This window comes from [Clostridium] saccharolyticum WM1 (assembly GCF_000144625.1).
GTDB lineage: Bacteria > Bacillota > Clostridia > Lachnospirales > Lachnospiraceae > Lacrimispora > Lacrimispora saccharolytica.
Genome location: NC_014376.1, coordinates 1,814,319 through 1,831,135 on the forward strand (window position 1 = coordinate 1,814,319; position 16,817 = coordinate 1,831,135).

The 16,817-nt window shown below is 45.8% G+C and carries 11 protein-coding genes; 5 read left to right on the forward strand and 6 right to left on the reverse strand.

Annotated elements, in window-relative coordinates; all coding sequences use genetic code 11:
* Positions 1-84 precede the first annotated feature (84 nt).
* Complete coding sequence (locus CLOSA_RS08640) at positions 85-2,013, forward strand: LTA synthase family protein (RefSeq protein WP_013272392.1); 1,929 nt, start codon at positions 85-87, stop codon at positions 2,011-2,013.
* 89 nt (positions 2,014-2,102) lie between these two features.
* Here CLOSA_RS08640 and CLOSA_RS08645 read toward each other — a convergent pair whose 3' ends face one another.
* Positions 2,103-3,209 carry a DUF362 domain-containing protein gene (locus CLOSA_RS08645; RefSeq protein WP_013272393.1) on the reverse strand — a complete coding sequence of 369 codons (1,107 nt, stop codon included), beginning with the start codon at positions 3,207-3,209 and terminating at the stop codon, positions 2,103-2,105.
* A gap of 146 nt (positions 3,210-3,355) precedes the next feature.
* On the opposite strand from CLOSA_RS08645, the gene CLOSA_RS08650 reads away from it, so the two are divergent.
* The gene (locus tag CLOSA_RS08650) at positions 3,356-4,639 is read left to right on the forward strand and encodes an O-acetylhomoserine aminocarboxypropyltransferase/cysteine synthase family protein (protein WP_013272394.1); all 1,284 of its coding nucleotides are present in this window, start codon (positions 3,356-3,358) and stop codon (positions 4,637-4,639) included.
* A gap of 165 nt (positions 4,640-4,804) precedes the next feature.
* Positions 4,805-6,355, forward strand: a complete 1,551-nt coding sequence (gene cls, locus CLOSA_RS08655) for a cardiolipin synthase (protein ID WP_013272395.1) — start codon at positions 4,805-4,807, stop codon at positions 6,353-6,355.
* Positions 6,356-6,460: 105 nt separating this feature from the next.
* On the opposite strand, the gene CLOSA_RS08660 is transcribed toward cls, so the two are convergent.
* The 5 genes from CLOSA_RS08660 to CLOSA_RS08680 all read right to left on the reverse strand — a co-directional run bounded on the left by CLOSA_RS08660 (position 6,461) and on the right by CLOSA_RS08680 (position 12,890).
* A complete protein-coding gene (locus CLOSA_RS08660; protein ID WP_013272396.1) occupies positions 6,461-8,419 on the reverse strand; it encodes a collagen-like domain-containing protein in 1,959 nt (652 codons plus the stop codon).
* 454 nt (positions 8,420-8,873) lie between these two features.
* Positions 8,874-9,611 carry a DUF6232 family protein gene (locus CLOSA_RS08665; RefSeq protein WP_013272397.1) on the reverse strand — a complete coding sequence of 246 codons (738 nt, stop codon included), beginning with the start codon at positions 9,609-9,611 and terminating at the stop codon, positions 8,874-8,876.
* An 11-nt stretch (positions 9,612-9,622) separates the two neighbouring features.
* Entirely contained in the window at positions 9,623-10,267 is a 645-nt protein-coding gene (locus tag CLOSA_RS22640; protein WP_013272398.1) for a DUF4489 domain-containing protein, read from the reverse strand.
* Between the two features lie 138 nt (positions 10,268-10,405).
* Positions 10,406-10,939, reverse strand: coding sequence for a DUF4489 domain-containing protein (locus tag CLOSA_RS08675; RefSeq protein ID WP_013272399.1), 534 nt, complete (start codon positions 10,937-10,939; stop codon positions 10,406-10,408).
* A gap of 145 nt (positions 10,940-11,084) precedes the next feature.
* A complete protein-coding gene (locus tag CLOSA_RS08680) occupies positions 11,085-12,890 on the reverse strand; it encodes a heparinase II/III domain-containing protein (RefSeq protein WP_013272400.1) in 1,806 nt (601 codons plus the stop codon).
* Positions 12,891-13,463: 573 nt separating this feature from the next.
* Here CLOSA_RS08680 and CLOSA_RS08685 point away from each other — a divergent pair.
* The gene (locus tag CLOSA_RS08685; RefSeq protein WP_013272401.1) at positions 13,464-15,245 is read left to right on the forward strand and encodes a sensor histidine kinase; all 1,782 of its coding nucleotides are present in this window, start codon (positions 13,464-13,466) and stop codon (positions 15,243-15,245) included.
* A complete protein-coding gene (locus CLOSA_RS08690) occupies positions 15,242-16,795 on the forward strand; it encodes a response regulator transcription factor (RefSeq protein WP_013272402.1) in 1,554 nt (517 codons plus the stop codon). Before CLOSA_RS08685 ends, CLOSA_RS08690 begins: the two co-directional genes overlap by 4 nt.
* The last annotated feature ends 22 nt before the right edge of the window (positions 16,796-16,817 follow it).

A 16,817-nucleotide genomic window follows, 5' to 3' on the forward strand; every position in this document is an offset into this window, starting at 1 on the left:
GTAAAATGTGATAGACTAAATCCGATTCTGTAAAGCTATAAATGATAAGAAAATGATAAGAGATATAAGATAAAGAGGTATAGGATGAAACAATATGTCAAATGGCTGGGAAGGCTTTTTGCTCTTTCTGCCATGATCAATGTCTTTATTGAACTTGCCAGCAGAAAATCTCTGATAAGCCTTGGTTCCTATATATGGGGAAGCTTTCCTGTTTTTTTGCTCAACACCCTGATCATAACTCTGCCTTTTACGGTTGTTTTTGTGACAAAGCGCAAGGCTTTTACATGCATTGCCCTATCTTTGCTATGGCTTTTTATGGGGGTGGTAAATGGAATCCTGCTTATATTCCGGACAACACCTTTTACTGCAGCGGATTTCCGCCTGGTGAAATATGCGGTCAGTCTGGCCACGGTTTACTTTACCTGGCTGCAGATTATTTTCATGGGCTGCGGTATTTTGTTTGCTGTGGTATTTATAGCCGCAGTATGGCGTAAAGCGCCTGTTTCCGGCGAAAAGGTGAGGTATGGCTTTGGAGCTGTGCTTATAGCCATAAGCTGCTTTGTTGTGCTTGGATTAACAAGTGCGGCCATGAAAACAGAATTGGTTGCCGTTCACTTCGGAAACATTGGAGAGGCCTTTAAAAGCTACGGATTTCCATATTGTTTTTCCAATTCCCTGTTTAACACCGGAATCTCCAAGCCTGAAGGATACGGAACAGAGACAATGGAAGAGATCCGGGATGAAGAACTGGTTCCTGAGAATACTTATGCCCTGTCTGAAGGCACAAAGCCTAATGTAATCATGATCCAACTGGAGTCCTTTTTTGACCCATCTCTGTGGAAAGAGAACCCGGTGAATTACGATCCCATTCCTTTTTTTCATCAGCTGCAGAAGAATTATCCTGGCGGGTATCTAAGCGTACCTTCTGTTGGAGCAGGTACGGCAAATACGGAATTTGAATCCATCACAGGTATGAATCTGGACTTTTTCGGCCCGGGTGAATATCCATATAAAACTGTGCTAAAGAAAACTCCCTGCGAAAGTGTTGCCTTTGATTTGAAAAATCTTGGCTACAAGGCCCATGCCATCCATAACAATGAGGCTACTTTTTACGACCGGAACCGGGTGTTTTCCCAACTTGGCTTTGATACGTTCACCCCTATTGAATATATGAATAATATCGAGAGAAATCCTACGGGCTGGTGCAAGGACAAGATTCTCACCGGTGAGATCATTCGAACACTGGATTCCACGAAAGGCCCTGACTTTATTTACACAATATCCGTTCAGGGACACGGGAAATATCCAAGCTTTGAGTATTACTGCCAGCAGATCGGGGAAATGGACCAGTTTATCCGTTCTCTTGTCAATACCTTACGGACCAGGAAGGAGCCAATTGTTCTGGTGATGTACGGGGACCATTTGCCTGGATTTGTATGGACACAGCATCAGATGAAAAACCGTTCCCTGTTTCAGACCGAATATGTGATCTGGAACAACATGAACCTCCCGGTGGAAAAAAAGGATGTAGAGGCATATCAGCTTGCGGCTCATGTTCTGGATATGCTTAACATACATGAGGGAACAATGATGAGGTTCCATCAGAATTATTTCAGCAGCACCAAAGCAGAGGAGGAAAGCTATTTAAGAGATATGAAAACTCTGGAATATGACATTCTCTATGGAGACCGGGAGGTGTATGGCGGAGAGAGTCCATACCAGTCTACGAACCTTAAAATGGGAATTGATGACATCGTGATTGACCAGGTGGTATACAATGATTCCAATGTTCTTGTTTACGGAGAAAATTTTACTCCTTATTCCAGAATCTGCTTTGACGGGAAGGCTGTGGAAACTACCTTTGTCTGGCCAGAGCTTATTATTGCTAAAAATGTCCAGGAAAAAAAGATGAAAGATTCGGAGCTTTCGGTCTGGCAGATCGGAAGGGATAAGGTACCTTTAGGAGAGAGCGAAACCCGTCCTAAAACGAAGAAGATCAAGTCTTTGAATTAAAGGAAGATAAAAAGGAGGACACAGAGAACCGGATGTGCCCTCCCTTTGCTTGCTGTTTTCAGAATAAACAGGTTATGGAAATTTCTGTATTAAAGTGTGATTAATTCGTATTCACCATTCCCCAAACCGATTTTCACTGCATGTTCAACGGAGGATTTCCAGTTGGTGTTGGGATGGGTATCTTTGAAATGATCGTGATGATGGCTGCCATGCTTTTCCAGAACGCTCCCTGCCATGACAGGCTGGCGGTTTACGGCATCAGCACAGGCCATATCCAGGGCTACAGGGTCAAAGGAGGCAAACATACCCACATCAGGAATGATCGGGATATCGTTCTCCGAATGACAGTCGCAGTAAGGTGATACATCCATGACCAGGCTGATGTGGAAATGGGGGCGGTCTCCCAGAACTGCCTTGGTATATTCCGCGATCTTGCAATTTAGAATGTCGTTGGACTCATCAAAATCTGTTTCAACGGCATCCACGGGACAGACTCCGATGCAGCGGCCGCATCCGACACAAAGGTTATGGTCGATGCCGGCCTTTTTATTCTGGAAAGAGATGGCACTGTGTGCGCAGTTTTTTTCACAGGCATGGCAGCCGATACAGGTTTCCTCTGTCACATGGGGCTTTCCGGAGTTATGCATCTCCATTTTACCGGCTCTGGAGCCGCAGCCCATTCCAATGTTTTTTAAAGCACCTCCAAACCCGGTGCTTTCATGGCCTTTGAAGTGGGTAAGAGAAATGAAGATATCTGCATCCATAACAGCACGTCCGATTTTCGCTTCCTTTATGTATTCGCCGTCAATAGGAACAAGGCTTTCGTCCGTACCTTTTAAGCCATCGGCGATCAAAACATGGCAGCCGGTGGAAAAGGGAGAGAATCCATTTTCATAAGCGGTATCCAGGTGATCCAGAGCATTTTTTCGGCTCCCTACATATAAGGTGTTGCAATCCGTTAAAAATGGTTTTCCGCCCTGGGATTTCACTAGGTCTACCACTGCTTTTGCGTAATTGGGGCGAAGAAAGGATAGATTTCCCAGCTCTCCAAAGTGAATTTTAATGGCTGTATATTTGTTCTGAAAGTCTATCTGATCCAACATTCCAGCTGTTTTTATAAGCCTTTTAAGCTTCTGGGGAAGGTTTTCCTGAAAAGTAGCATGAAAATTCGTAAAGTAAACCTTTGATTTTACCATAGATGTCTCCTTTTAAGATTGATATGATACCGTCATTATACTGTATAAAAAACGGGAATTCAAGAAGGCAATTAGGACTTTATTTCCAGAACTATTTATGCTAAACTAGGAGAAGCATTTGACAAAGGTTTACAGGAGGAAAAAAGATGAGTCAGAACGGGCGTTCCAGAGACACGGTTTGCATTCAGGGCGGCTGGCAGCCGAAAAGCGGCCAAGCCAGGGTGCTTCCGATTTTTCAGAGCACAACATTTAAATATGACGACAGCGATCAGATGGGAAGGCTGTTTGATTTAGAGGACGAAGGGTATTTTTATACAAGGCTGGCTAACCCCACCAATGATGCGGTAGCTTCTAAGATTTGTGAACTGGAAGGCGGAGTTGCGGCCATATTGACTTCTTCCGGACAGGCCGCTAATTTTTATGCACTGCTCAATATCTGCGAAAAAGGGGATCATGTGATCAGTTCTGCAACGATTTACGGAGGCTCTACCAATCTTTTTACCGTAACCTTGAAGAAGATGGGGATTGAATCTACGCTGGTAGACCCGGATGCGTCAGAAGAAGAGCTTGAGAAGGCATTTAAGCCCAATACAAAAGCAGTATTTGGAGAAACGATCGGCAATCCATCTCTTGTAGTTCTTGATATTGAGAAATTCGCCGAAGTTGCACACAGGCACCGGGTGCCGCTGATCGTCGATAATACATTTGCGACGCCCATTAACTGCCGTCCATTTGAATGGGGAGCAGATATTGTAACCCACTCCACAACAAAATATATGGATGGACATGCTACCAGTGTGGGCGGCTGTATCGTAGACAGCGGTAACTTTGACTGGAAGGCTCATGGGGATAGGTATCCGGGACTTACCACACCTGACGAATCCTACCATGGCATTGTTTACACGGAAAAATTTGGTAAAAAAGCATATATAACAAAAGCTACCGCACAGTTAATGAGGGATTTGGGATCCATTCCTTCCCCAATGAATTCCTTTTTATTAAATCTTGGACTGGAGACGCTTCATCTTCGGGTTCCGCGCCACTGTGAAAATGCCCTGAAGGTGGCCCGGTATTTAAGCACCAGAGAAGATGTAGCCTGGATTAAGTATCCGGGATTAAAAGGGGATAAGTACCATGACCTGGCAAAGAAATATATGCCGGATGGTACCTGCGGCGTAATTTCCTTTGGTTTAAAGGGGGGCAGGGAAGCTGCGGTTAAATTTATGGATGGGCTGAAGCTGGCTGCTATTGTGACTCATGTTGCGGATGCGCGTACTTCTGTCTTGCATCCGGCCAGCCATACCCACAGGCAGTTAACCGATGAACAGCTTGTTGAAGCTGGAGTTGATCCTTCCATGATCCGGCTGAGTGTTGGAATCGAAAGCCCGGAGGATATTGTGGAGGATATCAGGCAGGCATTGGAACGGTAAGATAGGCGAAAAGGCGGCGGGAAGACTGCAGTACCAGCAGTTTTCCCGTTATTTTTTGCATCGTTGGGTGAGATTCAGAGCCTGCAAATGTTGCAAGAAAAAGAGACAGGCGGTATAATGAAATAGATATCGTCAATGGAACAGGCAGCATGGGAGGTGCACAGAATGAAACAGATCAGGAGGATGCTAAGAATTATTTTTGGACGGACCACGTTTGCGGCCGTTTCTCTTATGGTACAAGTGGCGATTCTTTTTGCGTCATACCGTTTTTTAAGCCGTTACCTTGCGTATTTTTATGGCGGCTTTGCGCTGCTTAGTGCATTTGTTATCATTTATATTCTGAATAAAGAAGAAAACCCAAGCTTTAAACTGACCTGGATGGTCCCTATTGCAGCAGTTCCTGTGTTTGGAACGCTTTTTTACCTGTTTGTAGAGCTGCAAATCGTGGGAAAGCTGATGAACAAAAGGCTTCGAGTCAACATGGAGCAAACGGAAAGCTACCTGACACAAAATACCAAGGTCATGGAGGAGCTGTCAAGGATCAGCAGACGGAATGCAAATCTGGCACGCTATATTAAAAACTCAGGCCATTATCCGGTATATAAAAACACCAATGCCCAGTACTTTCCACTGGGAGAAGCCATGTTTGAAGAAATGAAGAAAGAGCTGGAGGGTGCAAAACGGTTTATCTTTATGGAATTCTTTATTGTGGAACGTGGGGAAATGTGGGATACTATATTGGACATTCTGGAAAGAAAGGTTAAGGAAGGGGTGGAAGTAAGGTTCATGTATGACGGCATGTGTTCTCTGGTCCTCCTTCCATTCAGCTATCCAAAGGAATTGCAGGCAAAGGGAATCAAGGCAAAGATGTTTTCCCCCATCAAGCCTGCATTTACTACGTACCAGAATAACCGGGATCACAGAAAGATTCTGGTGGTCGACGGCCTTACGGCTTTTACCGGTGGGATAAATCTGGCAGATGAATATATTAACAGGCGGGTTCGTTTCGGTCATTGGAAGGATACCGGAATCATGCTGAAAGGGGATGCTGTTACCAGCTTTACCATGATGTTTCTTCAAATGTGGAATATTTCTGAAAAGGAACCTGAGGACTATGGAAAATATTTAAAAGATCCGGAATATTTTTATCCTCTGGAGCTGAATATGGATGGATTTGTGATCCCTTATGGAGACAGCCCCCTGGATCAGGAGACAGTAGGGGAACAGGTTTATCTGGATATAATTAATTCTGCCAGGCATTATGTCCATATTATGACGCCGTATCTGATCCTGGACTATGAAATGGTTCAGGCACTTACTTTTGCTGCCAAGCGGGGGGTTGAGGTCATTATCATCATGCCCCGGATACCGGATAAGAAATACGCATTTCTTCTTGCAAAATCCCATTATGGAGAGCTGATAAGAGCTGGGGTTCAGATTTATGAATACATACCTGGTTTTGTTCATGCAAAGGTTTACGCAAGTGATGACACCAAGGCGGTTGTTGGAACCATTAACATGGATTTCAGAAGCCTGTACCTGCATTTTGAATGTGCGGTATATTTATATCGAAATGAGGTTATACGGGACATCCAGAGGGATTTTCATAATACTTTGGCCCAGTCCCGGAGGATCACCATGGAAGACTGCAGGAATTATCCCTGGTATGAAATGTTGGCAGGGCGGGCATTAAGATTGTTTGCGCCGCTTATGTAGAGCAATAGGGAATAGACGGCTGTCTATGTAAAAATGCGCCGGAAGCATATGCTTCCGGCGTATTTTATCAGATCATAGATCTTTAAAATGACTTTGTGCCAGTGATTATTGGGAAACTTCAAAAATAACCATGTGTGCCTGTACTGGGGTCGCACCGTATGAAACGGTCTGACCAGTTGTGTTAACAAGTGCAATGGTGGATGGGATTGCGCCCACAGTAATCAGGGCGATTCCGCTTAACTGGCCTGTTACGATTGGCGAGCTTGACGAAATACCACTGCTTCCATTAATTTGTAAATTAAAATCCACATAAGTTGCTGGACCTGCACCGTCAGTACTTACCCACCAGGATACATAGTAATTTTGTTCTGCATTCAGTGTTGCTACGCCTGTTGATGTGTTATAAGAGATATTAAGACTCTGATTATTTAAAATGGTATTGAATACAACAGGACTTCCATTTGCTACTGTGGTACCTCCAGTGAGCTGTAGGTCAAATCCCCGTAATTGGGTAAATGGTCCCTGAGGTCCCGTTGGCCCAGTTGGTCCTTGTGCACCAGTAGCGCCAGTAGCACCAGAAGGTCCAGTTGGTCCAGTTGGCCCGGTCGGTCCCGTCGGTCCCTGAGCACCGGTAGCACCAGCGGGTCCAGTTGGCCCGGTCGGTCCGGTTGGTCCCTGAGCACCGGTAGCACCGGTCGGTCCGGTTGGTCCGGTCGGTCCGGTTGGTCCCTGAGCGCCGGTAGCACCAGTAGCACCGGTCGGTCCGGTCGGTCCGGTTGGTCCCTGAGCACCGGTAGCGCCAGTAGCGCCAGTAGCACCGGTCGGTCCGGTTGGTCCCTGAGCGCCGGTAGCACCCGTTGGTCCGGTTGGTCCGGTCGGTCCGGTCGGCCCCTGAGCACCGGTAGCGCCAGTAGCGCCGGTCGGCCCGGTTGGTCCGGTTGGTCCCTGAGCGCCGGTAGCGCCAGTAGCGCCAGTAGCACCGGTCGGTCCGGTTGGTCCGGTCGGTCCCGTCGGTCCCTGAGCACCGGTAGCGCCAGTAGCACCAGTCGGTCCGGTTGGTCCCTGAGCACCGGTAGCGCCAGTAGCACCGGTCGGTCCGGTTGGTCCGGTTGGCCCCTGAGCGCCGGTAGCGCCAGTAGCGCCAGTAGCACCGGTCGGTCCGGTTGGTCCCTGAGCGCCGGTAGCACCGGAAGGTCCGGTCGGTCCGGTTGGTCCCTGAGCGCCGGTAGCACCGGTAGCACCGGTCGGTCCGGTTGGTCCGGTTGGTCCCTGAGCGCCGGTAGCGCCAGTAGCACCGGTCGGTCCGGTTGGTCCCTGAGCGCCAGTAGCACCGGTCGGTCCGGTTGGTCCGGTTGGTCCCTGAGCGCCGGTAGCGCCAGTAGCACCGGTCGGTCCGGTCGGTCCCTGAGCACCGGTAGCACCGGTAGCACCCGTTGGCCCGGTCGGCCCGGTCGGCCCAGTCGGTCCCTGAGCGCCGGTAGCACCGGTAGCACCGGTTGGTCCGGTTGGTCCGGTTGGCCCCTGAGCACCGGTAGCACCCGTTGGCCCAGTCGGTCCCTGAGCGCCGGTAGCACCGGTAGCACCCGTTGGTCCGGTTGGTCCGGTTGGCCCCTGAGCACCGGTAGCACCGGTAGCACCGGTAGCACCCGTTGGTCCGGTCGGCCCCTGAGCGCCGGTAGCACCCGTCGGTCCGGTTGGACCCTGAGGTCCGGTCGGTCCCGTCGGTCCCTGTACTCCCTGCGGTCCTTGCGGTCCTATTGGTCCCTGAGGTCCGGCAGGACCTTGCGGTCCTTGTGGTCCCTGTGCACCCGTCGGTCCGGTTGGACCCTGGAAGCCTCTTGGCCCGGTCGGTCCGGTCGGTCCGGTCGGTCCCTGGAAGCCCCTAGGACCCATTGGCCCGGTTGGGCCCTGAGGACCTCTTGGCCCGGTCGGTCCCGTCGGCCCGGTTGGTCCTGGACAGCCTCTTGGGCCAGGGCAGCCTCTGGGGCCTTGCGGTCCCGTTGGGCCGCAACAACAGCATCTATCACAGCAGTGATCTTCGTCCCAATTTCTATAATTATTCATTATAATTCCCTCCTGTTAAGGTTGATATTATGATTTTCTGCTTATAAGCAATTTGTACAAGATTGAAATCAGAATATAAAGGGTTTTCGTACTCCTTTATACCTTATGATATGTATTGAATGACAAGTTTGTTAGAAATTAAATTGACTTAATAGTACCACCAGGATTACTGTGTACCGGAGGGAAACTATCCCGGGATAATTGGGGAGAGATCTGTAAATGAACACTGATAAAGGATAGAAAAACTATTTTCGATGGGAAGAGAGGACTTGTACAAAAATGGCTGCAGAGGATTTAATATATTTCAATAGCAGATACAAATGGTTAAAAATTGCTCCTTTTTGATAAGAATTTTATCGCATAAGTCCTATCAAAAAGGAGCTGTCTTAATAAGCGGACAAGCCGGTTTACTCTGCCGGTATAAGGTCAAAAGAACTTTCATAATAGTTACCGGTCAATAAATATTCGCTTTTATTTCATTAATCAAAGCATTTAGCCCTAATTCATTGCAATCCTTAATTAGTCCCATAGTAATAAAATTACTTAAGGATTTTGTTACCTCTATCTTATCATTTGCATTTAATGAATGAATCGTTTTTTCGATCAAAATCAAAATTTCATTATTTATTTCATTATTTTCAGTATAATGAGCATATAGTTTTTGCAGTTCTCTGATAATTGGTTCATTGATTCCGCTTGCCATGATATTCATTATTTGGCTGCCGGAAAAAGATTCCTTTTCTGGTTCGGAGTTGTCAATCAGCTTTCCATCTCCAAGAAAGCTGATTTGAAATTTGGAAGCATAGTTGTTTTTTGAAATAAGGCCGCTGATCAGGTCGTAGGCCTCACGGGTAAATTCTTCGTTATTGCAAATAAAAGAATAGGTTTTACCTGAGTTGATTTCTACATTGATCCCCTTAAATCTGGTTTGCTTCCGATCCCAGTACAGCCATGCAGCAGGATACAGAACTACAGCCACCAGAATGCCAATGATATTTGCAGGGCTGTTACCAGACAATGCTATGAGTAATAAAAGCAGTACGAATTGGACTGGAAATGATTTATGGGGACAGCTTCCCATCCATATTTGAGAAATATCTGCGGTTTTTATCATATGATTTTCCCATCTAAACGTATTTTCTTCAATAGTTATGGTAGAATCTAAAAATTTTATATTCGATTGATTTGCCATGAAATTCTCCTCTAAACAATTTCACTGTTATTTTCTATAATAGATGCAATGAGAACTGGATTTGTAATCGTAATGGTACCCATGGTTTCAAAGCCCATAATTTGTACAAATACGCTGTAATTGCAGCATCTGCATCCCATGGAGTCACGATCATAGGCTATGAAAGAAAAGGTATTTGATTCCCCGCTGACCTCATATCTGCTGTAGACCTGACTTGAACTGACAGGAGTCTGCACTGTCGTATCTTTTCCTTGTTTAAACAGCTGAAACCTAAGATGCATACGGGAACCGGTAGTAACGATATTACAGGTAAAATTAAAATGAATGAAAAAATCCCTGTAGCTGTAGGTATCCAAATTAAGAGATGCTACGTTATAGGTAGCATTTTTGTCTGTAAATTCAGGTAAAATGATTCCTCCCATAGCAGAACTCTTTATTAAAACCTCATTAGCGGGAGGGAGATCACAGGAACTCTTCTGTTGTTCTTGTACATACGGACTGTTGTCAAGGCTTTGGGAATGTGTAAGCTGGGTAGGTTGGGTAGGCTGGGTAGGCTGGATAGGCTGGCCAAACTGGACAGACTGTGGATTCCTGCTGGCTGCACTGCGATAGGAATAATATGGAAGGCATGACATACAAAATAAGCGGTTATACATATTGGCCCCAGCTCCTTATATGAATGCTCATAGATAGAGCATTCAGCCTGGTTCGGCTAAACACTCTATCTATGATAGAAAGTTAGTTTATGCAGCTATTGGACATACAGCCCTTGTACCTACCATTGGAATCCGGAATTAGAAGCAGTCGTTATCTACAATGATTGCAGCAAGGGATGCATTGTTAATAGCAGTAACGCCAACTGTAGCAACGCCGGCAACCGTAGCAACTACGCTGTAAGTGCAGCAGTCATCGTTGCACATATCACAGTCGCAAACGAAGAAGGAGAAGGTGTTTCCATCAGTAATAGCCACAAGCCGTGAGAAAGTCCAGATTGGCCCTACGGGAATAGGAGTCAGCATGCCTTTGCACTGTTTGAATACCTGGAAATTCAGGGTGATAACAGCAGCGGTTGTTACGATATTACTTGCAAATTCAAATTTGATACATGGATTTTTTAAATTTTTTGAATCAACGTTTACAGTAGCCAAAGTAAAGGCAGCGCCCGCAACCGTTCCTACCGGTAAGGTTACTCCGCCCTGGCTGCCGCATTTTAATATTGTCCTATTAGGCTTTAAGTGCTTTCTGGGCCGTTCGCAAGTGCAGTTACACGTACAGTCCTCACATTCATCACAATCGCATTCACATATTCTCATATCAAGATCATTCATGATGTGACCTCCATTTTGCTTAATAAATTAGGAATATTTCGTTATACCATCATGGTATACTACATTATATTATCAATAAGAAAATATGCTACAACTATAGAGACAAATATCCCAAGCACGGTAAGCTTTGGCCTGCTTCCTGCTATTACCGGATCCTTAAAGTAAGATTCTTATCCTCCATAGTAACCAGCAGCCGGTATACATCATGCTTCCATGAGAGTTTCAGACGCTCATCAGTGATGGGGATCACCTCTTTCTGTATATTAGATGCACCTTCAATATGGAAGCTTCCTAAACTGCCTACCTGAACAGTGGTTCCGCTTACAAATGGCTCTTCATAGAACATCAGGGACAATACCGGGCTTGGAAGGGTTCCTTCGTAATGATCGGAAATGGTGATTCCATTTCCCTTTTTTAGTACCGCATTTCTGGTATAGGATCGGATCCTTTCATCCGGGTAGGCGGCCGCTATATCCATGGAGATACCGCATTCAGAGGTTCCTAATTGATGGTCTACGTTTTCCGCCCGGTATTCTGCCCCCTCCCTTTGCAGGATCTGGTTTTCCCCGTCATAAAAGGTAGGAAGGTTATGATAGCGGGACTGCATAGTCCAGATGTCATAGCGGTCTTTGGAAAAGGTTTTCTTTGTATAAGTTTCCACGCCTACGTCTATAAACATGGGTTTTCCGTCCTTATAAATGGTAAAGCTACCCGTATCGTTGTGATTATGACTGTCGTCATTATCTCCGGCCTTTACAGCCAGATAAAGCTGTTCATCCCTTGCCATGAAAAGCCCCACACTCTCATACCAGAAATCCTTATGTACAATGGGAGATTTGGCAAAATCCACCATTTCCCTGTGGGTAAAGACTGTCTGCAAACGGTAAAACAGGTTGTGTTCGTCTAATGTCAAAGGATCTTCACTGTTTTGGTAATCCCATGCTGCAAAGGACATAAGCGCTTCATTATTTGTTCTCTTTCCAAAGAGGAACTCCCTGGCTCCGCACCGGCCCGCAATGGGTGAGCAGTCGGCGAAATTCACATAATATCCGTCATCAATGTGGGCGGTCAGGATATAAGAAGCAATATTTTTGATTTTCCTTATTTCATATACAGGCAGAAAGGCATTGTCTGAAATCCCGTTTAGAACCTCCAGACAGTTAAACAGGCAAAGCCCTGCGTGACGGTAATACTGGGCACCTTCATCGCAGCATCCGTCTTCTCCATATTCCGCCAGAAAATAATCAATGCTTTTACACGCTTTTATCAGAATGTCCTCCCTTTGGGGGTGAGGGAGCTCTCTTGTAAAGGCGGAGAGAAGTATATTCTGGGTACACCAGACCGTCCAGTTATTCATATGACTGGTTCCGTCGCCCATCCACCAGAAGTGCTCCTTTAGATAAGGAGTGAATATCCGTTCATTGAGATTTTTATCAATCATTTTTGAAAGGAAGGGCGTGACAGAATGAAGCTCCTGCCTTAAAAGATATTCTGCAATGGCCAGCACGGAGGCGGTCTCTGCTGCAAATAAATCAATCACAGGGCGGGTGACATCGGGAAGGATGAAAGGGACTGTATCCCGGATATAGGAATTGTGGGCAGGAAGCTGCCAGGCATTCTCCTCGCAGATTAAATAAAGCCCGTTGATGATGTCATCAAGAAAACGCCCCTTGTATTCTGCACATTCAGCCAGAACCAGAGCATTAAGAACGGTCCTTCTTAAAAACAGCTTTTCCTGAAAACGGCTTCTGTTCCCGTTTCTTGTAAATTCCATATAATCAACGGCAGTTAAGGAAGGATAGCTGAAATTTAAAAAGTCTTCCCCGCTTTTTATAAGGCGGCTTCTAAAATCCTCCGGTAAAGAATTCCAGGCATTACGGTCTGAGGCCTGGGGAAAGGGGGGAAAGCAGGACAATGGTTTCTTTCTGTTATTTGCATATTCTGTGATCATGATGTATACTCCTTATTTATTTCCGTCAGGGTTGACGGTATTTTGCTGTATGAATTCACGGGGAGAAAGCCCCGTAACTTTTTTATCAACTTCATTTAAGCTGCAGGAGGAAAAGATTTCTCTTATGGAAATGGTTTTTCTATCTAAAAGGTAGCTTATTTGCTGTATAATGTCAATGAAAAACAGACCCTTTCTGAATACAATCGTATCAATTTGTATGCAAAAGAGAAATTTTACTGTTTATTATGTAAAGTGCATGTTTTAACAAGGTGTCAATGAGATGTGAATAAAAAGTGAATATTATGAAAGATATTTTCCATTTTTAAATGCCCGGTCCGGCGCTACAATTTAACTATGGTAAATCCAATGGGACGTATGGAGGTTACATAAACACAATCAAATCAGGAGGGAATACAATGAAAAAAAGGACATTGAGCATTGTTTTGGTATGTGCCATGGCAGCAGCATGACAAAGGTGGAGAGTTTTGTCCGTTAAGATGATCCGTTGATTTATATGTTTTTTCGCTGTATAATAGGTTCATGGACCAATGACAGAGAGGAGGGCGAAAAAAGATGTGGATGAATAAAAAGCAGAATTTAAAGGCTTCTTATTATAACAGCTTTTTCGCCCTTATTGTCATCCCCATTCTTTTTATAATCTTACTGTCCATCCTTATTATCCGTACCATGATGGTGGATTCCGCAGTTTCCAACATCCGGCGTGCCCAGGATAACATTGCATCGGCTCTGGGAGGTGAAGTGAAGGATGTATCCCTCCGTTTATCCCATTTCGTATATGTCAACGACAATGAAATCATTAAAAATGCAGCAAAAACCAGTACAAAAGATGTGGCTGAAAAATACCGTTATACCAAAATCCTGACCGAATCCTTTCATTATGCCATGGTTCCGGTGCAGGACATCCTGTCTGCCGTGTTTTATATGAAAGACGGGGATCATACCTATATGAAGGATGATATTACTCTTGACATAGGGGAATTAAAAGCCTCTGACTGGTATCAGGAGGCCCTGGCAGAGCCTAACGTGGTAAAGGTGGGTTTTTATGACCGGAGTGTGACCAATTCCAGAAAAAATGCTTATACTCTGACCATTGCCGCAGGTTTATCCCCTGGAATGAATGTGGACAGGGACGGGGTCATAGAGATGGCAGCGCTGTTTACCTCTTCCCAGACCGGACGGATGATCAAGGATTATAATAAGGAGCAGGTTTTGGGGTCCACCATGATCACGGATCAGTCAGGAAACGTTATTTTTGATGCGGAAGGCACCATGGACCTTTTGCCCGGGTACATTTCCCTGAATCAGCGGGAGTTTCAGTACCGGACAAATGGCATACCCTATATGGGAGTGGTGACCGAAGAGCCGGTGACAGGCCTTAGGATTATCAGTGTGGTTGCATATGAAACCCTGACAAGAAAATTTAACCGGACGGCAGCTGTCATTGTGGCGGTTACCCTCATCCTGTTTGCTCTGTTTTACCGTTTCTCCAGCTATTTCTTAAAAAGCATCATTGACCCCATCCATTTTACGGTGGAAGGCATGAAACGGGTGGAAGAGGGAGATCTTTTGGTTCATGTGGAGCCAAAAGGTCAGCCGGAGCTGCGCCTGATGATCCATTCCTTTAACCGAATGACAAGACGGCTGAAACATTTGATGCAGGAAAATGAGGAACAGCAGCAGAAAAAACACGAAGCGGAAATCAGGGCGCTGCAGTCTCAGATCAATCCTCATTTTCTGGTGAACTCCTTAAATTCTATCCGGTTTATTGCCCAAATGTCAAAATACGAGTCCATTGCCCGTATGGCAGAGGCGCTCATTAAAATATTGTCCTGTTCCTTTCGCAGCAATGGGGGATTTTATACCTTCAAAGAAGAACTGGAGATCCTGGACGGTTATATTTATCTGATGAAAATCCGTTATTCTGACGGATTTGAGATAAACTATGACATAGAAGAAGGCTGCCGTTCCTGTTTGGTTCCCCGTCTTATTCTGCAGCCGGTGGTGGAAAATTCCATAGTCCATGGTTTCAGCGGCCTGATGGATGAAATGGGTAAGCTGTGGCTGACGGCCCATGAGGAGGATGGGTTACTCTCTATTGAGATCCGGGATAACGGAAAAGGGATGTCAGAAGAAGAGATACGCAGAATTATGAAGGGAGAGGGGAAATGGGAAGGGCAAAAGGATCATGTGAGCATAGGGATTACCAATGTGAAGACCAGGCTGGCCCTAAATTATGGACAAAGCTGTTATTTTGAGATGGAAAGCGTCGAGGGACGGTTCACCAAAACTTCCATCCGTATTCCCATAAGAAGAAAGGAGCCAGAAAACCAATGAGAAATGTCCTGATCGTGGATGACGATACCATTGTCCGGATTACCCTGCGTTCTCTGATCAACTGGGAAGAGAAGGGGTATCATATTGCCGCCGATGCCATTCATGGCCGTCAGGCATTGGATTTTATAAAGGATCACCCGGTGGATCTTGTGATCACCGATATGAAGATGCCGGTCATGGATGGAATTGGCCTTTTGGAGGAATTGAACCGTTTCAAAGACATGCCAGCCGTGCTGGTTTTAAGCGGCTATGACGATTTCAAGCTGGTTCGTGATGCGTTCCGGCTGGGAGCCAGTGATTACCTTTTAAAAGCCGGATTAACAGAGGAAACCCTTGTATCCATGCTGAAACGTATGGATGAGGAGGTCTTTCAAGATCAACAGGGCGAAACTGGAGAAGAGAAGAAGCCGGTGACAGCAATCCCGGATTCCTCCCTTCTTGGGGACATGGCATTGGGAAAACGGTCCCTTGACGAATCCTTTTTTCAGCAGGAATATCTGGTGATACAATTTGAAATAGAGGATTTTCATAAGGTGTCTGCACGGTTTGGAGAGGATTTTGAAGAAGAACTGATAAAACCCATGATAGAACTGGCCGGCCAGATCCCCAGGGTGGCGTCCCGGTGCATTTTTGGGGCAGTGGGGCCCTCCCGTTATGTCATGCTGTACCGGATAACAGATCCGGGACAGTATATGGATAATTCGGTTTCTGCCTGCAGACAGCTATGCAATGTGTGGAAGCATTTTATGAACCTTTCTGTGTCCGTGGGAATCAGCAGTCCGGGAAATGGATCCAAAGATTTTTTGACCCGGTTTGAAGAGGCAGGGGAGCGGTTAAGGCTCAAGTACTTAAAAGGAAAAGCAAAGATTTGCGATCCTTGGGAAAAGGATGTGGTTTCCTTTGAAGAGGTCCGGCAGACCGGACTGGAGTATGCGCGGCTTTTAAAGGGACTGATGGTAGGAGATGAGCTGTCTGTTTGGTCGGAAAAGAAACGGCTCTTTTCAGACCTTTATAAAATGGAGCTAAAGGCGGCGAAAGATGTTTGCCTTTGTATCATCTGCAATATGGCCTGGCAGCTTTCCGATAATCATGATGATATTACCGCCCTTTTTGTGGAGGAGATCAATTATTATGTGAAAATCGGCCGTTTGGATGGAATGAGAAGCCTGGAGCTATGGCTGAATAATTTTTTCCGATGGATCATGGATTATAATGCCCACCAGACGGACCGAAGGCAGGCGGATATGATGATCCGGGCAAAGAGATTCATTATGGACAATTATGCCAATCCGGAGCTGACACTGGGAAGTGTGGCGGGTTTTGTAGGACTGAATGAAAAATATTTCAGTACCAGATTTACAAAAGAGGAGGGAATGACCTTCAGCAATTATTTGACTGAGGTCCGCATACGGAAGGCAGGGGAGCTGATGGAGACAACAGATTTAAAAATATATGAAATCAGCCAAAGCGTAGGCTATAACAGCGTAGAGCATTTTACCAGAGTGTTTAAAAAGCTGTGCGGAGTGAGTCCGGGAGGGTACCGGAAATAAAGACCTGACAAAACATCAAGTT